Here is a 21738-nt window from a genome sequence, read left to right on the forward strand (position 1 = left end):
GCAGGTGAAGAGATGACAATCCAGATGATTATTGACGGAGGGGCAGATCTGCCACAGGAAATGATTGAAAAACACCAATTAAAGGTCGTCCCTTTGAACATTCACTTCGGGGACGAGCAATACAAAACAGGATTGACGATTGACTTATCCACCTTCTACCAGAAGCTTAAAGAGGCGGACGAGCTGCCGACCTCTTCTTCTCCAAGTCCTAACGATTTTTATGAGAAATTCAAACAAGTGGGTCCTGAAGAACAGATTCTCGTACTGGCCCTTACCCAGGGGCTGAGCAGCACTTACGACAGCGCCATTATGGGCCGTGATATGCTGCTCGAAGAAGAGCCCGACCGTGAGATCGCTGTACTCAATACAAAGACAGCCTCATGCGGCGTAGCACTGCTCGTTCATGAAGCTTCGGCTAAAATTGAAGAAGGCATGCCTTTTAATCAAATCGTCGAGCATATGAATGACAAGATTGAGAAAACGACTACTTTATTCATTCTGAAAACATTAGAGAACGTGATTAAAGGCGGGCGCTTGGATCGAGTGAAAGGAACGCTGGCCAAAACATTAAACATCAAGCTTCTTATGAAGGCAACTGACGAAGAAGGCTCTGTCGCGGTCACTGAAAAAGTCCGTGGAGATAAAAAGTCGATCCGGCGCTTCATTGAGCAAATTGGAGAATACGCGCACCAATTCGAGGATAAAGTGATCGCGATGTCCCATAGCAATGATGAAGAACGCGGTAGGAAAGTACTGCAGTCGATCAAAGAGAAGTATCCGTTCAAGGATTCTATTTTCACCGAAACCGGTCCGCTTATTTCCACATATGCCGGGGAAGGCGGCCTTGTAATCGCCTTTTTCAAGGATTAGATACTAAAAGTACTGAGGAGTTTCATATTAAGAGAAAGCGTGAATTCGTAAAGTAATGAACACAAAAACGTCCATGGAGGAAACCATGGACGTTTTTGTGTCTCTTCACTACAAAGTCACAAAACCCAGCCTTCGAGTATCATTAAACCTCATTTTAATGCCCGAGAAAGCTATCAGGTTTTCTGTTTTACTAAATCGCTTAAAAACTCGATGACCTTATTGAAAAGCACCTCTTGGTCGAGATCATGACAAACAAGATGCTTTGATTGCGGCAGGAATACAACTTCTTTTTTCGGAGCAGCAATTTCACTCTCTAAAAAGTTCGCCGCTTTACTAGGAACCATTCCGTCCAATTCCCCCTGCATAATAAGGGTTGGACATTCCACCTGGGCTAAATAAGGTTTAGTGAATTCCACGCAGCGCATGAACTCTAAGCTTGAAAGGAAATGGGTCTGGCTCACCTTCGTCTGATATCGTATAAAAAGCTGGTTTTCTGCCAACGAGCCTTTCCAAGCATCACTCAAAATCCCGACCGTATCTCTCGCCATCTGCGGAAAACTGATATACTTCAAAGCTGCCGATAACAGTATGAGACGATCCGCTTTATACTTGGCCGCTAAGTAAGAGGCGATCATGCCCCCCATGGAAAAACCAATGAGGATAATCGTATCATGTTTTTTCTTCAGTTCTAATAAAGCAAGTTCTGCCGCAGCAATCCACTCTTGATAATAATGCCCCTTAAGATCCAGCTCCTCCCCATGACCCGGTAGAGTCGGGGCGGATAATTCCCAGTCCGTCTGCTCTTCAAGGAAATTCACTAAAGGTTCCACCTCAACCGGGCTCCCAGTATAACCATGTATACATAGACATCCTGTACTCATTCTCATTCACCATCCATTTGTTTATGTAAAAAGGGTGCAGCTTATCGCAGCCCTTTTACAAATGTACTAATTCCTTTGACCATCGGCGATACTTGTTGAATCGTCTGGACGACCTGCCCGGTCGTACTCATCATCTTATCGATATCTATCTGTCCTTGTTCGTCTTTGAAATACGCCATCACATTCTTTTTCTGAAAACCGTTTTCTCCTCCACCATTATAACCTGAATACCCGTACCCATTCATGTAAGCCGCCTGATACATGGAAGGATCTTGATACATGGATTGCGCTGGGTCCTGGTACATGGACGCATCCTGCTGATACACAGGCTGAGCCGACCCCTGGAACGCGGAGGGCTCCTGATACATCGCCTGGGAAGGATCTTGGTACCTCATTGAATTCCTCTGATCCATATATTGCGATCCATCTTGATATGAAGGCTGCTGGTATGTCATCGATGGATTCCAGCTGTTAACGGATTGCATCTGCTGATAATACTGTGCATAGCTGCGATCGATCTCTTCATTTCCATAAGGAGAATACGGTGGCTGCCAGTAATAATTTGGATTGTTATACATAGGAGGACCACCTTTATTTTTTATACTACAGCCTATGTCATTTCATGAAAAAAGTGTAAAAAAAAACAAGTGATACTGAATCACTTGAGCTCTTTTTCACACATGAAAATATACTGTTTATGAGAAATGTATGGTGTCCGTATCTTGGAAACGGCCGGCGTCTTGAATACCGAGTGTACGCTTTAACTTGCGTTCCTGAAACCCGAGTACCTTTTCGTCGTTAATAAATGTAGCGGGTGTGCCGTATATTTTCTGGCTTTGCAGCTCTTTAAAATATGAATTATCCCGTGAAATGTTTTTTTCTTTATACTCAATGTTCCATTCGGAAAGCTTGGCTAAAACCTTTTCACATTGAGAGCATTGATCACTGGTATAAACGATGACACTATGCTGAGTCATAGGTGCTCCTCCTCTTCCTGAGCTTAACTAGTTCTAATGTATCATTACTCATTTAATACCCCCACCATAAAAAAATAAACATAGAATTAACATTCATTTGTAAAAAAATGGAGAGAAATCTGGAATTCCTCCCCATTTCGTATATTAGGATAGCAGTTCTTTAATAGGATCGCTGCCACTGATCAAGTCAAAACTTTTATTCTCTGCTTTAGGCAAGGATATAAGATGAGCGATCGTTTCTGCGACATCTTCTCTAGGAATTTCACCGAAATTGTTCATGTTCTCTTGTAACATCACACGTCCTGTCCCGGGCTCATTCGTCAAACCGCCTGGGCGGACGATCGTGTAATCGAGCCCCGATTGTTTCAAGTGCTCATCTGCCCTATGCTTGGCATATAAATAATGCTTCATACCACTAGGACCTGATTCCGGGCGATCGGCCAGCATTGAGCTCAGCATGACGAACCGCTGGATCCCGAAATGTTTAGCACGCTCGATCGATTTGATGGCGCCCTCCTGGTCGATCAAAATCGTCTTATCCGCTTCCGTATCCGGACCGGATCCTGCCGCAAATATTACAGCATCTATTTTATAAAAAGCGGATTCAAAATCTTTTTCTAAGTTGCCTAATACCGTATCTACACCTTTTTCCTCAAATTGAGGAACTTGATCAGGATCCCGCACCATCGCTACAGGGTCGTGATCCGCACTTTTCAGCTTATCGACTATATGTTTTCCTACTTTACCATTCGCTCCTATTACTAATACACGCATGTTCCTTCCTCCTTAAGTATGAAAAACCTTCAGTACTTCTTCTACATCCGTAAAGTTCCCTACTCTCCAAAAATTAAACGATGCAAGCTGCTCGGAGCTTTCCACATCTACTAACTACTGCCATTAAAATCATTACACCCAGCAGGAAAAATGAAACGATCGGGCGAATTTATAAAGAAAGAAGAGGAGGAGTTATACTATGGGGAATACATATATGTTTACAGGCTTTCCCGGATACCTGGCTACAAAGCTTCTTAAAGAAATAGCTGACAAAGAATATCCAGCGGAGTGTGTCTATTTACTGCACTTGCCTGCGGTAAAAACCGCTGCTCATCTAGAGTTGAATCAATTGATAGCTGAAGGGATTGTCAATCCGGAAAAAGTGCAATTGGTGGAAGGAGACATCACGAAGCCAATCCTTGGTTTAGAGCCCTTTTTATCACAAAAACTTCAACATAAAGTAACCCACTTCTTTCACCTCGCTGCTTTGTATGATCTAGCCGCTCCTTTCGTAAGATCGTGGCAGATTAATGTAGATGGCACCCGCCATGTAATGGAATGGCTGCAAAAAGGGCGCCGTTTGAAGCATTTTATATATTTCAGCAGCGCTTTTGTTTCCGGGCGGCGCGAAGAGTTGATTTATGAAGATGAGCTCTGGCATGACGCAGGGTTTAAAAACCATTATGAATATACGAAATACGAAGCCGAACGAATTGTCCAGGCTTCGGATATCCCTTCCACAATCATCAGGCCAGGCATTGTCGTCGGCCATTCCATCACTGGAGAAACGATGAAATTTGACGGTCCATATTTCATCTTGAATTTATTCCACCGGATCAGGCAGTCCCCTATTCTTCCGTACTTTGGAGAGGGACAGGCGTTAGTCAATATTGTCCCTCAGGATTATGTCATTCAAGCTTCGACCTTCTTTGCCCACCATGATAAGAGCATCGGGAAAACCTATCATTTAACAGACCCCTCCCCTTATTCTGCACGACGAATTTACGAGATGTTCGCGGAAGCTTTCTTGAACCGGCATCCTAGACTTACCCTCCCCCTGCCTGTAGCAAAAGCTGGGCTTGCCGTCCAACCGGTCCGGAAATTCACCGGTCTGCAAAAGCAGGCGCTCGACTACTTTACGTGTGAAAGTGAATACAATCAGGACAACACCATTGCTGATTTGAGCGGAACGAAGATTACTTGTCCTGATTTAGCCAGTTACATCCCGGCGTTAGTTCGTTATTATGAGGCTCATCGTAAAGAACAAGATAAACACGTGTCTATTTTTTAGCTGCTTCTTCAATGATATGGAATAATTGTGGAAGAATTGATTTCGTGACATTGGGTGAGTGGATCAGGGCGGCGGGGAATGACTCGCTTTCCGTGGGAGCGCGGTGAGCTTCCTCGGACGTCCCGTCCTGCGGGATCTCACCCAGCACTCTCTTCCCACAGGAGTCTCCCCATTCCCCGCCGCCTCTCACTATAGATGTGCTTCTCGAAATCGCTTAAAAAAGAACCTTCATAGTAATAGTAAGAGCATTAAACTCCAGTGCTCTGGATATAGCATTTAGTTTTAAAACTTCCTGCACTTCGAGGTAGTTCCAAGCGTTTTCTTGCATACAGAAGTCCCGCTGGTTATCACTTAAAAGCAGTTATTTTTTATGTAAAGCACCACATAAGATGTTTCCGTTATCCTCACAAAAGCAAGAAGGTCCGGGAAATTGCGAGACTCCTTTTGTAAAAGCGGAAGCGCTTCGTTCAGCGGCATATGGACTGGACTGAGCTGACGGACATAAAGGAAACACGAAGAACGGAGTGATTCGATATTGACTTATCGTACAGAAGTGAAGGAAGTCTCAATAGCCGCTAAGCGCTGGAGCTGGACAGTCCCACCTAAGGCTTATGAACTGATTTACGGCTCTAGACGAATTGACGTGTAAGAGATGTGAGAACAGTACATGGTGAGATCCCGGAGGGCGTTAGCCCGAGGAAGCTCACCGTACGCCCACGGAAAGCGAGTGATTTCCTGGACCTTCAAGCACTATTTTTGTGGAGGAAACAGGCCGAAAATCTCTAAACTGATTCTTCGGAAGCTTATATGAATGTCAGCACGGGTATGGAACAGAGGTTTGTCATTAGGGATGGAGCCTATAGGACGTAACAGAGCCTGAATGAAATTAAAAATCAACAACGGTGTTTAATATAGCTAATGGCAAAAAAAAGCACGGCCCTGGCAACAGGCCGTGCTTCTTTTAGTTTTCTATCCACAACTTATACAGGTGGTCGATTTTCCCTTGAATGTGACTGCGCTTCGCTTTCAGACTTCCAGCGTCCTCGCCACCCGCCTGTTCCAACTGCAGTTCAAGCTCTTCAATTTGCTCTTCATAGCTCCTTTGGTCTTTTTCTGCTGAAGTTTCTTCATCAGAAACTGCTGCTTTCGCTTCAGCACTGTTTTCAAGAATAGCTTCCCACTTATGTCTGGTTTCCTTGTACGTCCCTAAGAACCGATGAAGCTGCCCGGCGACCAGGTATGCAGTTTCTGGAAAACACTCATTCAAAAAGTGACGATCGTGAGAAACTCCGATGACTGTCCCTTCGAATCGCTGAAGTGCTTCTTCTAATACTTGTTGGGATTCGATGTCGAGGTGGTTCGTCGGTTCATCAAGCACAAGGAAATTGATGCCTTTATGCATGAACACTGCTAGTTTCAGTCTCATCCGCTCCCCGCCGCTTAACCGGGAAATTTTCTGAAATACATCATACCCATAAAACATGAAAGCTGCCAGCATATGGCGGGCCTGCCCTTCCGTCACAATGATCTGATCACGGAAGTGGTCGATCAGCCGCTTATTTTCATCGACGCCGTGCAGCGGGTCCTGCGCAAGGTAACCAATTGTAACGGAGCTTCCTGAGCGAACCTCACCTCGATCTTCAGCTTCCTGCTTCATTAATATTTTAACAAGGGTGGATTTTCCGCTCCCATTCGTTCCAACAATCGCCAGACGGTCTTTGTACTTGAGGGTCAAAGTCAAATCGTCCAGTACCTGTCTTCTTTCATAAGACTTGCTTACGCCCTGCACAGCTAAGACATCATTACCGCTGCGCCCTTCTGCTTTCAACTCAAGATTCATCTTTTTAGGATCCAAGTTCGGGCGCTCCAATTTCTCCATACGTTCCAGTGCTCGTTCCATGCTTTTCGCCTTTTTGAAGAGTTTTTCATTTGGCGGATTCGCTTCATTGGCCCACTGTCTCAATCGGCGAATCGCTTCTTTCATCTTCTTGATTTTCTTCTGCTGTTCTTGAAATTGGTGAAACTCGACGAGAAGCTTTTCTTCTTTTTGCTTTTCAAACGAACTGTAGTTGCCACGATACACTTCGCACTCCCCGTCTTCTAAATCAACGATCGTCTGGACAGTATGGTCAAGGAATTCCCGGTCGTGGGAAATGATGCATACAGACCCTTGATACTGCTGTAAATACTGCTCCAGCCATTCTATGGCATGCAGGTCAAGGTGATTCGTCGGTTCATCCAGCAACAGGACATCCGGTTTCTCAAGTAAAATCTTTCCGAGCGAGAGCTTCGTTTTCTCCCCGCCGCTTAAATGGGTAAACGGCTGGTCGAGCATCTCACCGATTTGGAGCCCATTCGCTACCTGCTCAATCATTGCATCCATTTCGTAGCCGCCTGAATCGGCAAAACGATCCTGGAGTTCTCCATATTTCAATAACGCTTTTTCCATCTGTTCCGGGTCGGTCATGGCTTCCTCAAGTTTTTTCATTTCAACCATCATTTCGGATAGATGTAAAAAAGCTTGTTGCAAGTACTCTCGCCCTGAACCTTCATATATATCAGGAATTTGTTTCAAATAGCCGATAGTTAAACCTTTTTTAATAAAAATGTCTCCGCCGTCAATACTTTCTTCTTTAGTGATCAACCGAAAAAGCGTCGACTTACCACAGCCATTTCGTCCAACAAGTCCCAGCTTCTGACCTTCCATAATGTCGAAATTCAGTGATTCGAACAAAACCTTTCCGCCGATAATTTTATATACTTTCTTTAATGTAATATTCATTGTTCTTCCTCCTAAAGACAAAAAAAGCCAGAGGCCTCAAGACCCCTGACTTTATTTTACCGATGATAATCAGATATGAGACGTTATCTTTTTCTATTCAACTGTATATTTGGACATACTTGTCCCTTGTACAGTTTCATCATGAAAAAGCGCACGGTTGATATATAAAAGTTCACGATCAATCACATGCTTAGATAACATCTTCATACCCTCCTTTTCGTCTTTAGTTATATTACAGTATACATGAAAAGTGAAAGCGTTACTATCCTTTTTGCAGATCGGCGTGCGTACCTAATTTTTTCAGCAGATCAATAGCTTGTTTCTTCTCATCTTCTGTCAGGCCGCTCGTGATTTTTTCGATTTGTTTCCAATGATCAGGAAAGATACCGTTTAACAGTGCTCTTCCTTCTTCATTGATCGCCGCATAGGTAATCCTGCGATCGTTAGGACAGGGAACTCGATCAATCAGTCCCTTTTTCTCAAGCTTATCAACGACATACGTGATACTTCCGCTCGCTAATAATATTTTCTCACCGATTTTCTGCAGCGGCTGATCCCCTTCGTGGTAAAGCAGTTCAAGCACTCCGAATTCAGTAGGATTCAACCCGTGCCCCTGGATATCGTCTTTTACGAGATCAGCAATTGAACGGTGGGCTTTTGACAGCACAACGAATAGTTTAAGGGATGGGTCCTGTTTCTTTACTTGGTATAATTCTTGTTCGTCCATTATTCTCTTCCTCTCAAAACCCTCTAGTTAGGTTTAATATATCAAACTTTAAGCCCTTTCAAAAGGGTGTTTCCTGACCCAGTATAGAAATCCCCTTGATCTAAAACTGCAAGTGACTCACAAAACGCTATCATTTAGGTTCATGAAGCGCTTCAAGTCGTTTCTTTATTATTTACTTTAGGGAGATTTTTCACAAGTGCAGGGTCCGGCACCAAGAAAGTGAAATGGTCTGGAAGAACTTCCAAATGAGCCGGTGTAGATCCTTTGATTTCACCATCCATATCCACTTCCTGCTCCACTTCGACATCAATCCTGATGTCCCTTCCCTGCCTGTACATCAGCTCCTGGTGATTTTTAGGATCCGACCAAGGCTTATTCATAGAGAGAAGTTCCTTGAACAAGGTCAGGTTCGAATTTTTTACGACCAGCACATCAAGCAGCCCGTCATCCGGGCGAGCTTCCGGCATCGGTACTTGCTGTGTTCCTATGAATCTTCCGTTCATGACAAGGATCATTACAGCTTCATCTTGAATCTTTTCACCGTCAATTTCCAGCGTAAAATGGAAGGAGTCTGCTTGATTCATTGTTTTAAACGCGCTGATGTAATAGCTTATAACACCGAAACGGTCCTTTTGCAGAGAATCAATATTCGATGATGTCTCTGTCACCAGCCCTATTCCCCAGAAGTTCACGAAATAATGCTCGTTGGCTTGCCCTGCGTCAATGGACATCTCCTCTCCATTAATGACTGCTTGTGCCGCCTGCTGCATCTGCTGCGGAGTACCTAGTACTCGACTGAAATCGTTGCTTGTCCCTCCAGGAAGGACGCCGATAACCGGGCGATTCTCGATTTCTGCCAGACAATTAATACATTCGTGGACAGTGCCATCCCCTCCCATAATGAACAGAACGTCCACTTCCGGACCATAATCACAGCAAGTTTCCTTGAATTCTTCAAGCGTTTCCGTTTGTATCACTTGAAACTCTTTGATCTCTTTTGTAAGAGCAGGGAGAGTCTGGGCAAGATTCTGATCCAGTTCTCCACTGCCCGCATTGCCATTATATATAAATAACCCACGTTGATAACGAGGCATCATACGACCTCCTTTGAATGCAATCCATTATTATATATTTGCCCTATTCCCTCTGGTTGAAACGTTTATATGAATCAAACAAATAGGTTTACCTTTTCTTCTAAACAGATTATACTTATATTTACTTAGGAGGCTAACTAATTTATGCAACGTGAAATTGAACCACTGCTAGGATATAACTTCAACGTTATTTCCCATTTTATACAAAACAAATATAACAGAAAACTGAGTGAGTATGGATTGACCAGCTCACAGGCTAAAGTCATCTACTTTTTATCCGCCCACGGCTCACAGAATCAAACCGATTTGCAAAATAGATTGTACATTAAAGCATCTTCCATGAATGGCATCATTGAATCGCTCATAAAAAATGAGTGTATTACGAAAGAATCCAGCAAGGAAGATAAACGGACCAAAGTCATCCACCTGACGGATAAAGGAGAAAAGCTGGAACAGACGATTTGGTCGGTAGTCCTTGAATTGGAAGAAGAAATCGGAGAAGGAATTACGAAAGAAGAGCAGCACGTAATGATTTCCCTTATGAAAAAAATCCAGCAAAACATGCGGCCAGACGCTCACGGGGGAGGGAAATAAATGAAAGAACAAAGTCAACGCTTAGAATCTCAACCAATTCCTAAGCTATTATTGAACCTTTCACTTCCGGCAATGATCGGGATGTTTGTCATGGCTTTTTATAACGTAGTTGACACCTTATTCATCGCTCGGGGAGTTGGGATTGAGGGAGTGGCCGGCGTTAGCATCGGATTCCCTGTCATGATGATTATCATGGCTATTGCGGCGGCTGTCGGCATCGGGGGAGCCTCTGTCATCTCGAGACGATTAGGTGAAAATAAACAGGAAGAAGCGAACAAGGTATTTGGAAACGTATTGTTTATGATCGTATCGGTCAGCTTCATCGGGTTCATTGGTGCCTTCACCTTTATGGAACCTCTGCTTATCCTTTTTGGAGCAACGCCTGATATTCTACCGCATGCTGTCGATTATTTGTTTCCTATTATGCTTGGCTCCTTGTTTTTCTCTTTAGCATTTACGACGAACAGCATCATCCGGTCCGAAGGCAACTCTAAATTTGCTATGATGACAATGATTATCCCCGCGGTGTTGAATATCATTCTCGACCCGATTTTCATTTTCGGTTTAGATATGGGGGTACAAGGCGCTTCATTAGCTACCGTCATTTCTCAAGCATCGGTCAGTGTGGTCATCTTGCGTTATTTCCTTACGGGAAAATCATCTTTAACAGTGAGACTCGCAAACTTGAAGCCTATGTATACTGTCATCAAAGAGACACTTACCATTGGCTTTCCTGCCTTTATCCGGCAAGTTTCCGGCAGTGCGATGATGATCGCCATCAACTTTATGCTCATTAAATTTGGCGGCGACTTTGAAGTAGGCGTCTTCGGTATTGTGCAAAAGCTGACGATGTTCACGATTATGCCGATGATTGGAGTCCTTCAAGGCATGCAGCCGATTATCGGTTATAACTATGGAGCCAATCTCCACGATCGCCTGCGCGAAACTGTCGTACTCGGTATGAAAGTCGTCACCATCGTCTCCGGCGTTATTTTTGCCGTGATGATGATCTTCCCAGAATTACTCATGCGGATATTCAGTGGTGATCCAGCCGTCATTGATGAAGGTTCGTTTGCGATAAGAATCATGTTTGCAGCCTCGCTGTTAATCGGTGTGCAAGTTGTAAGTGGTGGTTTATACCAAGCTTTAGGAAAAGCCAAACCCGCTTTGATTCTTTCTATGGCTAGACAGGTGCTGTTCTTGATTCCGCTCGTTTTGATTCTGCCGCACTTTTTCGGTGTAACAGGAGTATGGCTCGCTTTTCCGATAGCTGACGTCCTGGCATTCACTCTATCAGTCTACTTTTTATATGGTGACCGTCATCTATTTTTTATTAAAAAGAAAGATCCTGCCGACTATAAACCAGTTCCCAGCTCTTCCTGAATAAAGGGCCGCTCTTGTTAATATAAGGGCGGCATTTTTTACCAATAAATGATAAAAATTGATAGAAAGAAACATAGAATTCAGTTACACTTAGGACTAGACGTATTCATAAAGGGTGACTGGTATTGACCTACAAGATTCAATTATTCAAATTATTATTTAGGCGGCACGATCAATTATTCGTTTTACGCAAAGCTGAACGTATCCGCCGTGTCTGGCTTTCCTTATTATTATTAGTAATGCTTACACTACTTACATATGCGGCGGCAGCGTGGATCGGCCTTGGAACTGACCCATTATCAACGGGTGTAAATCAGCTCAGCCGCAACGATTACGAATTCCATAAAGTATGGTTTTTACTAGGAAGACTGCTTACTGGATTAACCTTAATGCTAGGGACGATATTTCTCAGTACGTTCATATTCTGGCTTTTATTCGATCTCCCTTATAAGAAGATGATGGTCGTCCAAATGAGTGTCTGGCTGATCATGCTTATCGAACGGCTGACCTGGATACCATTTATGGTGTACTTAGGACTGGATTGGTATGTCTCCCCGCTTTCTTTAGGGATCATTGCTTCTTATACTACCTCCCTGGATTGGGTCATTTACTTTTTCGGCTCCGTTTCTTTATTTCAATTCATCATTATCTGGCTGCAAATCAAATCAGCCATCTTTATATCGAATTCAAGAAAATGGTGGGTTGTAACAGGAGTGATTTTCTGGAACCTGCTCCTTTTTGCAGGAACAGCTGCATTATCCTATTTTGACACAACAATAGTACAACTACTTCTCTCTTAAAGGATGAAGCTTATGAAATCATCACGCAAAACTTGGTGGATCGGGATCAGCGTATTTATCTTTGTGGCTGCGAACAGCCTTCTACTATATTTCGATTCCCAGCAAAAAGTAGAAAGAAAATCTTTCGTCTCAGAATGGTCAGGAACCTTCGTTTCTGACCTTGAGGAGACCATTGAACTGCGCGGCGTATTCTCATCTGCAGATGCATCTCCCGTTTATTTCGACGAACAAACCGGGGCATTCCAGGAGTTTTCAGTCAAAGTCGGAGATGAAGTGAATGAAGGAGATGAATTGTACTCGTACGAAGTCGTTGATTACGAAGCGCAATCCACGGAACTCGAGCAAACTGCTGCAAAGATTCAAAGCGAAATAGACGCCATTGATACATATGTGAGCGAATTAGAGAATTACACAATCGAAGAAGAAAGCAGTAACGATACTTCCTTCAATCCTTTTGGTGAACTGGAAGAAGAGGAAGACCTGGAGAACGAGCTTGAGGAAACGGCAGAAGAAAATTCTACAGCTGAAGCGGAATTGCTCAAAGAGGAAGCAATCGCTGCCCAGGAAAAAGAACGTTCCCAGAAAGAAGCCGAATTGACTATGGTGGAAGACCAGCTGGATGAGCTTACTACCACCGGCCAGACAATTACAGTGACCAGCGCAATAGATGGGTTTGTGACTGAACGCTCTGAAAATTTACAGTCGCCGCTATTGACCTTGTCTTCTGCAGAGTTGAAACTCGAAGGAGAGGTCAATGAAGAGGATCATAAAGTCATTGAGGAAGATATGGAAGCCAGAATCAGGACAGATGGCCTGGATGAGGTGGAACTGACAGGCACGATTGACCAACTCTCTTCCGTATCAGAACACACCCATGTAGACAAAGTAAGCCAATACCCATTTGAAATTGCTTTGACGGATATCGATGATGAAGTCAAAACTGGATACCACGCGGACGTGGAAGTGATCACCGACCAGTCACTTGAAGCTGTTACGGCCTTTGAGGAGTCACTTGTCACCGATAAAAATCTTTATGCCTGGGAAATGACGAATGAAGGTATCTTAAGAAAACGCACATTGGAGACAGGACTTCAAGAAGATGACAAAGTAGAAATCATTGATGGACTCGACTATCCTGCCCAGCTTGCAAAGGAACGCAAAGACCAATTTCAAGATGGAACAATTTTCATCACACCTATCGATAGTCAAAACCTGAAATATAAAGAAATCTTCCAGAATTTCAGCGCGCAAATGAAAGAGAAGATTCTGCTCGGCCTTCTAAATCGCTAAAACTAGCAAAGCTTTTGCAAAATAGATAGCCTCGTGCCACGATATATAGTGGATATAGTAGATTATCGGTTAAAGGGGACTATCTCATGAAATTAAGCGTACTCGATCAATCCCCGATTTTATCAGGGATGACACCACAAGACGCACTTCAGCAAACAACAGAGCTTGCCAAATTAACTGACGAGCTCGGGTATCACCGTTTTTGGGTATCAGAACATCATAGCACGACCAGTCTCGCAGGTTCCTCACCTGAAATTCTAGTCACTCATTTGGCCAATGAAACAAAAAATATCCGCATCGGAACGGGAGGGATTCTCCTTCCCCATTACAGTGCTTTTAAAATCGCAGAAGTCTTCCGCGTACTCGAGACGCTGTATCCGGGAAGGATAGATCTCGGAGTAGGACGCGCCCCGGGGGGAGTTCCAAACGTAAACCTGGCTTTGAATCGGGGAGAAGTCCCTTCTATCGAAGGCTACCCCGCCCAAGTAGAAGAACTGATCGCCTACCTGCATGGAGATGATCCTCATGACATGGGGATTCACGCTTCACCTCAAGGTAAGACGACCCCGCCGATTTGGATGCTCGGTTCAAGCGGTACGAGCGCAAGAGTAGCTGCTGACTGCGGAGTTTCATATTCCTTCGCTCACTTCATCAATGGTCATGGAGGCACGAAAGCGATGCAGCGGTATTACGATTATTTCTCCCCATCAATCCAACAGGAAAAACCGTCCGGGAACGTATCCGTATTCGTCGTGTGCGCCGAAACAATGGAGCGAGCGGAATATTTGGCCGGAAGTCTTGACTTGGCTATATTAAAAATAGAACAGGGCGGTATCCGTCATAATTTCCCGACACCTGAGGACGCCCTGAACTATTCATATACGTGGCATGAAGAAAAGCAAATCCAAGAAAATAGAAACCGTATCATAGTCGGGCCGCCTGACAAAGTGAAAGAAGATATCGAAGAATTGGCTGCCTACTATAAAGTCGATGAAGTAATTGTTAATACTATTATTTCTCCGTTCGAAGCACGATTAACATCATATCGACTATTAGCGGAAGCTTTTCAATTAAGTTCTGTTACAAGACGTAGTTGATTTCGAGAAAACCGGGGTTCGTTGCCGTAATGAAAGTGGGGGATGATTGGGAAGCTACTCGCTTTCCTGTGGGGGAAGTGGCGAGCTTCCTCGGGCTTGCAGCCCTGTGGGATCTCGCCTACATCCTTCTCCCACGGGAGTCTCGAAAGCTTCCCAACCACCCCATGCGAAATGGAAAGAACGAACCCCCTGGCATTGGAATAGAAAAGACTTTTGAATTCTCATCTAAGCCGCGTATTCCTGCTATAGTGCTTAGTGACTAACGAGCCTGGTATATCAACATCGAATCACTTTGTTCTTGTTCCCTTTATCTCCGCCAGCTCAGTCCAGTAAACATGTAGCCATGAAAAGAATAATTTGTTGTAATGGGGTATTGGAAATGGGACGACTTGTCGTTGCCACTCAAAATAGCTGTACTTCACTCAAAGCACTGTCTCAGGGGTTTCCGTGAACCTAACAAGCGCAAGAAGGTCCGGGAAATTGCGAGACTCCTATGGGATGAAAGTACAGGGTGAGATCCCGGGGGCGCTAGCCCGAGGAAGCTCACCGTACGCCCATGGAAAGCGAGTGGTTTAACGGACCTTCAAGCACTATGAGTGGTCACGGAAACAGCTCTAAAATCTTTAAACTGAGCCTTCCAATAAAGGTAACTTAATTCTTCGTATAGTCAGCTGGTCGCTGGGTTATCCGAGAGATGAAAACAAAACAAATCTAAAAGGGAAAACACCCCATAACATCTTAAGGAGTGGTTCAAATGCTTGCTTTTGACCATATCGTTGTTGCTTCCGAAAACCCCCTCGATGACCGGAGACAGCTGACAGAGAAATATAACTTGACCGGGGTTCCTGGCGGACATCATGAAAACTGGGGCACCTTCAATGAATTATCCTATTTTTCCAACCGGAATTATATCGAATGGTTAGGCTTACAGCATCCCGATACAGCTTCTCAATCAGATAATCCGCTGATTCAGCAGTTTAAACAAACGTTTGACCAAGGTAATATGGGCCCTTTTCAATTTGCGCTGCGTACTACCGATATGGATGGATATATCAGCTATTTCCGATCACAGAACATAGCGTATACTGGTCCATTTCCAGGTGAAAGGATGCGGCCGGATGGTTCGGTTTTAAAATGGAGGATGCTTTTTCCTAAAGGACCAGCCGGCCTCCCTCCTCTCCCTTTCCTGATCGAATGGGAAGGTGTAAATGAACCCAGTCAGGCTTCCGACATTAATGCAGAAAAGTTCCAGTCACTGTCCATAGGGACGGAGGAAATTGAACGCTATAAAGAAGTACTCGTACACACGTTCCAGCTTAAAAACATGGAAGAGCCTTCCCAATTGACCTATCGTTGGCCGTTACAAAACGGGGAGCTTATCCTCACTAAAGGGCAGCACATATTTGTTCATTTCGATACCTTCCAATTATAGATGACCATAAGAAGAGCGATGATTCATTTCATCGCTCTTTTTTAGATTCTAAAACTTAATTTTTTCCAAAATTAACCGATAATTAGGTTGTCAGACATCTTATAGGAGGAGGGGCATCATGAATAAACGAGGATGGATCGGTTTCATCATTTTATGTTTAGCGTTGATGGGTTGTAGTAAAGGGGAAACAGAGTCTGCGAGTGCAGCTGATGGCATCAGTGCCGGCCTGCTCGTTACAGAAAGCGGGCTTGGTGACGATTCGTTTAGCGACTCGGCATTTCAAGGACTGGAGCAAGCCAGGGACGAACTTGGCATCACATTCGATTATCGAGAACCTTTTGAAGGAGATTTTGAAGAAGACATGGAAGAATTAATTGATCAGGAACATGATGTTATCATCGGGCTCGGCTATGATTCGCAGGCTTCCATAGATGCGTTAGCTGAAAAGTATCCTGAGCAGCATTATGTGTTGATTGATGCCGTTTCAGAGTTCGAAAATGTGACATCAATCACGTTTAAAGAGGATGAAGGTAGTTATTTAATTGGTCTGCTTGCCGGCATGAAAACAGAGTCGAATGTGGTCGGTTTTGTCGGCGGGGAACAGATTGAGGTGGTCGAACGTTTCGAAACAGGTTTTCGCGATGGTGTGGCTGAAGTCAATTCAGAGGCAGAGGTGCTGATCGAATATGCGCAGACATTCGATGATGATAAAAGAGGCGCTGACATCGTTGGATCTATGGTAGAAAAAGAGGCAGACTACATATTCCACGCCGCCGGATTTACAGGTGTCGGTGTGATGAAAGAGGCTCAAAAACAAGGGATCTACGCATTCGGCGCTGACAGTGATCAATACTATGTCGCAGAAGATGCTGTCGTATCTTCAATGATTAAAAACTTGAATGTTGCTCTTTATGATGTAATGGCTCAGCTCGTGGAAGGTGAATCTTTAGAAGGTGGCTTAAAGGAACTCGGCATTGAGGAAGAAGGTGTCGGTCTTGCGCCAATCCGTCTGATTGAATTGACTGATGAAGAGCAGAACCGTATGGATGAGGAGGTTGCCCAATGACAATAGGCAAAAGGTTATATACGCTCACACTGCTTCCGTTGCTGTTAGTTTTATTGCTTATCTCTTATATAATTTTCCAGATGTTCAGCTTTGAAAGCTCTACTAATGAGGATGTGCAATTTTTATTAGAAGGTAAGGAAGTGAACAGCCAGCTTATTTCTGTGGAACAAGCATTAGATACATATGGCTTCAGTCCTTCCGCTGCTACGAAGGATGAAGCTCTTACTCAAATTGAAGTAACAGATGAAGCATTTGGGAGCCTGGAATCTATGGTTCAGACGCCAGCTCAGGAACAATGGTATGAGCAGGCCGAAAGTAAATATGCAGATTGGCAGCAAACCGCAGCAGCTGCACTTGAGAGTGAAGACCGTAACGAAGTGCAGCGCCAGGCTTCCCGTACTTCAGGCATCATCAACGACATGTATATGCTGCAAAGAGAAGCTCAAGCATGGTATGACAACAAAGTGGCAGCTCAAGCGGATGATATCCGCAGTTTGATATTATTTGCGGTTGCAGCAGCTGTAGTTTTGATCGCCAGCTCTATCTTCTCCACTTCCCGCTTGACTAAATCAATCGCCAAACCATTACAGGAACTGGCAAGGCAAGCCTCTCGTGTAGCAGAAGGAGATTTAACGACCAGGATTGAAACGTCAGATAAAGAAAAAGACGAGATCGGGCAGCTCAAGCAGGCATTTCAGGTTATGATCAGAAACCTTACCTCTACGATGCAATCGGTGCATCGTATCGGAAATAATGTAGAGAAGTTCAGCTCTAAACTTAATCATGAAATGAACGGGCTGTCTGAGGTGACCGAACAGGTAACTAGCTCCACTGATGAGCTTGCCCAGGGGAGTCAGTCTATTTCTCAGGATATTCAGGACGTCGCTTCCTTGATGGAAAATATGAACCGCAGCTTTGAGATGAATACGGAAGAAAGTAAAAAAGCTTCCGAAAAAAGCACGCAAGCTTTATCTTCCGCAGAAAACGGTCAATCTGCTATTGAAGATCAGCGAGTTGTCATGGAAAAAAACACTCAATCCATCACCAACGTCGAGAACTCGGTGAATGATTTTATCGGCTATACCGACCAAATTGAAGTGACGGTTAAGCTTGTGAATGATATCGCTGAGCAGACAAACCTGCTGGCATTGAATGCTGCGATCGAAGCGGCCCGTGCCGGTGAACACGGGAAAGGTTTTGCAGTCGTAGCAGAAGAAGTTAGAAAACTTGCTGACCAATCCACAAAAGCTACCGGACAGATTTCAACGATGGTCCAGCAAATCAAAACCGGTGTCACCACCATTGAAAAAGAAATGCATGAAACCATGGAGCTTACAAAACAACAGCACCAGTCCCTTGATGCGTCAGAACAATCATTTAAAGTGATTCACACGCAAGTCGACGCTATTTACAAACAGCTGAATGGACTTGTAGAAGGGATGGTTGAATCTAAATCACAAAGCTCCCAGGTCACTTCATCCATAGAAAACGTAAGTGCCATCACCGAACAAACGGCAGCCGGTACGGAGGAAATCTCAGCAAGTGCGGGAGAACAACAGCACGCGTTCAACCAGCTGAGGAAGGAAGCCGACGATCTCGAATATATGGTTAGTGAATTGAATCAGCATCTGGAGCATTTTCAGTGGGATATCCAAGATGAAAATGCCACGGTTGAACCGCTTCAAACGGAAAATTTTCGAGCTGAAGCTAGTTAACATGAAGAAGCCGCAGTCCGCGGCTTTTTTTATTACCATAAATTAGGCCGCGACCATACTGTATCATCATGAATAACGATTTCATAATGGCGGACAAGCCACAAAGGGGCAGCAAAAAAAGGCGGGCTGACATTGACATTCAAACGACCACTTGAATATAATATAATCAAACAATCATTTGAATGTTAGGGGAATGAATATGCCTAAAGAAACATGTGACGTAACATGTATCCACCAGGACACAGTCGATCATGTCCAATCCAAAATAGATCAGCACTTTCAGCCCAATGCCTCAGAAATCTTCAAGGTATTGGCGGATCAGACGCGTCTTAAAATAGCCTTTGCGCTTACGATCGAAGATGAACTCTGTGTATGTGATGTGGCTAACATCATCGGTGGTTCATCCGCTACCGCGTCCCATCATCTACGACACTTAAGGAAGCTCGGTTTAGCGGAACAGCAAAAGAAAGGCAAGCTAGTTTATTACTCGTTGGCTGACCCTACGGTGAAACAGATGGTAACTATGGCTTTTCAATTAAATGAAGGTTGTGGTGCACATGTCTGAACAAACAGAAAAAACGTACTACGTAGAAGGTTTCTCTTGTGCCGGCTGTGCGGGGACATTTGAAAAAAACGTCAAGAATATTCGAGGGGTGGATCATGCTGAGGTGAATTTTGCCGCCTCCAAAATCACGGTCTCAGGTGACGTTACTGTCAAACAGCTGGAAAAAGCAGGCGCTTTTGAAAAATTAAGCGTTCGCGAGGATCAGTCGGAATCACCTGCTCCCTCCCCTCACTTTTTCTCGAAATATTTTCGGGAGTTACTGGCTGCATTTTTCCTTATCGCGGCTTATACAGTGCTCTGGACTGCAGGTGAACCATCCATTTATACAACGGGATTATTCATAGCTGCCATCCTCACAGGAGGAACCAGACTATTCATTACAGGTCTGCAAAATCTCACCCGGGCTACTTTCGATATGAGGACATTAATGACGCTCGCTATTATCGGAGCTTCGATTCTAGGAGAATGGGGCGAGGCTGCTGTAGTCGTCATTCTTTTTGCGATCAGTGAAGCTTTGGAAGCAAATTCGATGAACAAAGCCCGTGAATCTATTAGAACTTTATTTAACATGGCGCCGGACCGAGCTCTCGTACGACGCAACGGAGTCGAACAGGAAATAGCCTCAAAAGAAATTATTATAGGCGACACACTGCTCATTAAACCCGGCCAGAAAATCCCTGTCGATGGAGAAATTTCATTAGGGAACTCTTCCTTCAACCAGGCCGCGATTACCGGAGAATCCATTCCTGTACAAAAAGGAGTGGGAGATGAGGTGTTCGCTGGGACCTTAAACGAGCACGGATACGTGGAAGTAACCGCTTCTTCAACTTCCTCAAATACAAAGCTTGCTAAAATCATTGAGTTGGTTGAAAAGGCACAGTCTGAAAAAGCCCCGTCTCAGCATTTCGTGGATCGGTTCGCTCATTATTACACGCCTGCGATCATCGTTGTAGCTGTAATTACAGCTGTTTTTCCGCCCCTTTTACTGGGAGCTGAGTGGTCTACATGGATATACCAAGGTTTAGCCGTGCTTGTCGTCGGCTGCCCATGTGCTTTAGTTATCTCTACTCCCGTATCAATCGTGACGGCAATCGGCAATGCCGCAAAAAACGGAGTATTGATCAAGGGCGGTGTTTACTTGGAGCAAGCCGGCACGATACAAACGGTCGCCTTTGATAAAACAGGTACTTTGACGAAAGGATTTCCTGAAGTTACGGATGTTCACCACTATCAAGGGAATCCAGCTGAAAACATGGCGTGGATTACTGCGATCGAAAAATACTCGCACCACCCTCTCGCTTCGGCTATTGTCAAAAAGGCCGAGAGTGATTCAACCAATTACAACCTTCCTGTAGAGGAATTTGAGTCAATGACAGGGAGAGGGGTAATGGGTCAAATTAGCGGAAAGACATACTATGTAGGTTCCCCTTCTCTTTTCCACGGTCATTTGGATGAGGATCAATTATCGTTGATCGAGAAGTGGCAGGCAGAAGGCCATACTGTAATTGCCGCTGGCACAGAAGAAGCTCTGCACACCTTATTAGCCAGTAAGGACCGTGTGCGGAAAGAAAGCCGCGAAATCGTTCAGCGTCTGCATGAAATAGGGATCAATCGTACGACCATGCTGACTGGTGATAACAAGAGAACCGCCCAGTCCCTTGCAGAAGAAATCGGGATCACTGATTATCAAGCTGAACTCCTGCCTGAGCAGAAGCTGGAAGCGATTGAAGAATACCGAAAGAAATACGGAAAAATCATGATGATCGGCGATGGCGTGAATGACGCACCAGCCCTTGCGACAGCCGACATAGGCACTTCACTTGGAGGTGCGGGAACGGATACCGCTTTAGAAACGGCAGATATCGTCTTCATGAAGGACGATTTATCGAAACTTCCGTTCACCATTCGTCTCAGCCGCCATACGCTTTCCATCATCAAGCAGAATATTACATTTTCCATTGGGATCAAACTCGTGGCGCTGCTTCTCGTCATTCCTGGCTGGCTGACGCTTTGGATCGCTATATTTGCTGATATGGGAGCTACTATTTTAGTTACTTTAAATAGTTTGCGATTATTAAAGCATCGTTGAAACTAAGAGGCAGGACAAAACAACCTCTGAACAAAAAACGTGTGAAATCAGTATTCTAAGACTGATTTCACGCGTTTTTTCATTTAAGCTATGTTAAAGTTCCGTGTTGATATCAAATAAGCACCCTATTCTTAATACTTAGTTTCGAGACTTTTGTATGAGGATATGGTGGCTTTAGAAAACGGATCGCTTTCCGTGGGCATGTGGTGAGCTTCCACGGAAAGCGAGTCATTCCCCGCCGCTTTGATCCACACACCCAATGTCTCGAATTCAAGTCTTCAAGTATCCTACCATATTGTTGAATAACTCAC

General features: G+C 44.4%; 20 protein-coding genes. 12 read left to right on the top strand and 8 right to left on the bottom strand.

The genetic code is table 11. From position 1 onward, the window contains the following. Window positions 1-12: 12 nt before the first annotated feature. Window positions 13-870 (top strand): DegV family protein, encoded by an 858-nt coding sequence (locus tag LF817_RS00170; protein WP_253933733.1) that lies wholly within the window; start codon window positions 13-15, stop codon window positions 868-870. 173 nt (window positions 871-1043) lie between these two features. Here the strand turns inward: LF817_RS00170 and LF817_RS00175 are convergent, their stop codons facing one another. The 4 genes from LF817_RS00175 to LF817_RS00190 form a co-directional block, all read right to left on the bottom strand. Next, a complete protein-coding gene (locus LF817_RS00175; RefSeq protein ID WP_371924977.1) occupies window positions 1044-1757 on the bottom strand; it encodes an alpha/beta hydrolase in 714 nt (237 codons plus the stop codon). A gap of 35 nt (window positions 1758-1792) precedes the next feature. Continuing rightward, window positions 1793-2329 carry a YppG family protein gene (locus LF817_RS00180; RefSeq protein ID WP_253933735.1) on the bottom strand — a complete coding sequence of 179 codons (537 nt, stop codon included), beginning with the start codon at window positions 2327-2329 and terminating at the stop codon, window positions 1793-1795. A 117-nt stretch (window positions 2330-2446) separates the two neighbouring features. Next, window positions 2447-2728 carry a glutaredoxin family protein gene (locus tag LF817_RS00185; protein ID WP_253933736.1) on the bottom strand — a complete coding sequence of 94 codons (282 nt, stop codon included), beginning with the start codon at window positions 2726-2728 and terminating at the stop codon, window positions 2447-2449. A gap of 144 nt (window positions 2729-2872) precedes the next feature. Then, complete coding sequence (locus LF817_RS00190; RefSeq protein ID WP_253933737.1) at window positions 2873-3502, bottom strand: SDR family oxidoreductase; 630 nt, start codon at window positions 3500-3502, stop codon at window positions 2873-2875. Window positions 3503-3701: 199 nt separating this feature from the next. On the opposite strand from LF817_RS00190, the gene LF817_RS00195 reads away from it, so the two are divergent. After that, window positions 3702-4793, top strand: a complete 1092-nt coding sequence (locus LF817_RS00195) for an SDR family oxidoreductase (RefSeq protein ID WP_253933738.1) — start codon at window positions 3702-3704, stop codon at window positions 4791-4793. Between the two features lie 961 nt (window positions 4794-5754). Here LF817_RS00195 and abc-f read toward each other — a convergent pair. The 4 genes from abc-f to LF817_RS00210 form a co-directional block, all read right to left on the bottom strand. Beyond that, window positions 5755-7575 (bottom strand): ribosomal protection-like ABC-F family protein, encoded by a 1821-nt coding sequence (gene abc-f, locus LF817_RS00200; RefSeq protein WP_253933739.1) that lies wholly within the window; start codon window positions 7573-7575, stop codon window positions 5755-5757. A 93-nt stretch (window positions 7576-7668) separates the two neighbouring features. Beyond that, window positions 7669-7776: an RAxF-45 family protein gene (locus LF817_RS20315; protein WP_305882198.1), complete on the bottom strand. Its 108-nt coding sequence runs from the start codon at window positions 7774-7776 to the stop codon at window positions 7669-7671. A gap of 61 nt (window positions 7777-7837) precedes the next feature. Continuing rightward, window positions 7838-8302: a MarR family winged helix-turn-helix transcriptional regulator gene (locus tag LF817_RS00205; protein WP_253933740.1), complete on the bottom strand. Its 465-nt coding sequence runs from the start codon at window positions 8300-8302 to the stop codon at window positions 7838-7840. 152 nt (window positions 8303-8454) lie between these two features. After that, complete coding sequence (locus tag LF817_RS00210) at window positions 8455-9396, bottom strand: diacylglycerol/lipid kinase family protein (RefSeq protein WP_253933741.1); 942 nt, start codon at window positions 9394-9396, stop codon at window positions 8455-8457. Window positions 9397-9540: 144 nt separating this feature from the next. Here LF817_RS00210 and LF817_RS00215 point away from each other — a divergent pair, with 144 nt between their 5' ends. The 10 genes from LF817_RS00215 to LF817_RS00260 all read left to right on the top strand — a co-directional run bounded on the left by LF817_RS00215 (window position 9541) and on the right by LF817_RS00260 (window position 21427). After that, the gene (locus tag LF817_RS00215; RefSeq protein ID WP_253933742.1) at window positions 9541-9990 is read left to right on the top strand and encodes a MarR family winged helix-turn-helix transcriptional regulator; all 450 of its coding nucleotides are present in this window, start codon (window positions 9541-9543) and stop codon (window positions 9988-9990) included. Beyond that, window positions 9991-11373, top strand: coding sequence for an MATE family efflux transporter (locus LF817_RS00220; RefSeq protein ID WP_253933743.1), 1383 nt, complete (start codon window positions 9991-9993; stop codon window positions 11371-11373). Between the two features lie 125 nt (window positions 11374-11498). Further along, the gene (locus tag LF817_RS00225) at window positions 11499-12173 is read left to right on the top strand and encodes a hypothetical protein (RefSeq protein WP_253933744.1); all 675 of its coding nucleotides are present in this window, start codon (window positions 11499-11501) and stop codon (window positions 12171-12173) included. A gap of 12 nt (window positions 12174-12185) precedes the next feature. Then, the gene (locus tag LF817_RS00230) at window positions 12186-13463 is read left to right on the top strand and encodes an efflux RND transporter periplasmic adaptor subunit (RefSeq protein ID WP_253933745.1); all 1278 of its coding nucleotides are present in this window, start codon (window positions 12186-12188) and stop codon (window positions 13461-13463) included. Between the two features lie 86 nt (window positions 13464-13549). Then, window positions 13550-14560, top strand: a complete 1011-nt coding sequence (locus LF817_RS00235) for an LLM class flavin-dependent oxidoreductase (protein WP_253933746.1) — start codon at window positions 13550-13552, stop codon at window positions 14558-14560. Between the two features lie 754 nt (window positions 14561-15314). Next, window positions 15315-15992: a VOC family protein gene (locus LF817_RS00240; RefSeq protein ID WP_253933747.1), complete on the top strand. Its 678-nt coding sequence runs from the start codon at window positions 15315-15317 to the stop codon at window positions 15990-15992. 118 nt (window positions 15993-16110) lie between these two features. Beyond that, a complete protein-coding gene (locus tag LF817_RS00245; protein WP_253933748.1) occupies window positions 16111-17058 on the top strand; it encodes a BMP family lipoprotein in 948 nt (315 codons plus the stop codon). Further along, entirely contained in the window at window positions 17055-18773 is a 1719-nt protein-coding gene (locus tag LF817_RS00250; protein WP_253933749.1) for a methyl-accepting chemotaxis protein, read from the top strand. The genes LF817_RS00245 and LF817_RS00250 overlap by 4 nt, the downstream gene beginning before the upstream one ends. A gap of 199 nt (window positions 18774-18972) precedes the next feature. Further along, a complete protein-coding gene (locus tag LF817_RS00255; protein ID WP_253933750.1) occupies window positions 18973-19338 on the top strand; it encodes an ArsR/SmtB family transcription factor in 366 nt (121 codons plus the stop codon). Beyond that, complete coding sequence (locus LF817_RS00260) at window positions 19313-21427, top strand: heavy metal translocating P-type ATPase (RefSeq protein ID WP_371924978.1); 2115 nt, start codon at window positions 19313-19315, stop codon at window positions 21425-21427. The genes LF817_RS00255 and LF817_RS00260 overlap by 26 nt, the downstream gene beginning before the upstream one ends. Window positions 21428-21738: the final 311 nt, after the last annotated feature.

This window comes from Halobacillus sp. A1 (assembly GCF_024189295.1).
In the GTDB taxonomy this organism is placed as follows: domain Bacteria; phylum Bacillota; class Bacilli; order Bacillales; family Halobacillaceae; genus Halobacillus_A.

Coding starts and splice junctions, on each gene's coding strand:
- LF817_RS00175 (WP_371924977.1), bottom strand. CDS start 1,757: ATGAGAATGAGTACAGGATGTCTATGTATACATGGTTATACTGGGAGC.
- LF817_RS00230 (WP_253933745.1), top strand. CDS start 12,186: ATGAAATCATCACGCAAAACTTGGTGGATCGGGATCAGCGTATTTATC.
- LF817_RS00250 (WP_253933749.1), top strand. CDS start 17,055: ATGACAATAGGCAAAAGGTTATATACGCTCACACTGCTTCCGTTGCTG.
- LF817_RS00170 (WP_253933733.1), top strand. CDS start 13: ATGACAATCCAGATGATTATTGACGGAGGGGCAGATCTGCCACAGGAA.
- LF817_RS00235 (WP_253933746.1), top strand. CDS start 13,550: ATGAAATTAAGCGTACTCGATCAATCCCCGATTTTATCAGGGATGACA.
- LF817_RS00190 (WP_253933737.1), bottom strand. CDS start 3,502: ATGCGTGTATTAGTAATAGGAGCGAATGGTAAAGTAGGAAAACATATA.
- LF817_RS00205 (WP_253933740.1), bottom strand. CDS start 8,302: ATGGACGAACAAGAATTATACCAAGTAAAGAAACAGGACCCATCCCTT.
- LF817_RS00240 (WP_253933747.1), top strand. CDS start 15,315: ATGCTTGCTTTTGACCATATCGTTGTTGCTTCCGAAAACCCCCTCGAT.
- LF817_RS00195 (WP_253933738.1), top strand. CDS start 3,702: ATGGGGAATACATATATGTTTACAGGCTTTCCCGGATACCTGGCTACA.
- LF817_RS00245 (WP_253933748.1), top strand. CDS start 16,111: ATGAATAAACGAGGATGGATCGGTTTCATCATTTTATGTTTAGCGTTG.
- LF817_RS00185 (WP_253933736.1), bottom strand. CDS start 2,728: ATGACTCAGCATAGTGTCATCGTTTATACCAGTGATCAATGCTCTCAA.
- abc-f (WP_253933739.1), bottom strand. CDS start 7,575: ATGAATATTACATTAAAGAAAGTATATAAAATTATCGGCGGAAAGGTT.
- LF817_RS00255 (WP_253933750.1), top strand. CDS start 18,973: ATGCCTAAAGAAACATGTGACGTAACATGTATCCACCAGGACACAGTC.
- LF817_RS00260 (WP_371924978.1), top strand. CDS start 19,313: ATGAAGGTTGTGGTGCACATGTCTGAACAAACAGAAAAAACGTACTAC.
- LF817_RS00180 (WP_253933735.1), bottom strand. CDS start 2,329: ATGTATAACAATCCAAATTATTACTGGCAGCCACCGTATTCTCCTTAT.
- LF817_RS00215 (WP_253933742.1), top strand. CDS start 9,541: ATGCAACGTGAAATTGAACCACTGCTAGGATATAACTTCAACGTTATT.
- LF817_RS00210 (WP_253933741.1), bottom strand. CDS start 9,396: ATGCCTCGTTATCAACGTGGGTTATTTATATATAATGGCAATGCGGGC.
- LF817_RS00220 (WP_253933743.1), top strand. CDS start 9,991: ATGAAAGAACAAAGTCAACGCTTAGAATCTCAACCAATTCCTAAGCTA.
- LF817_RS20315 (WP_305882198.1), bottom strand. CDS start 7,776: ATGTTATCTAAGCATGTGATTGATCGTGAACTTTTATATATCAACCGT.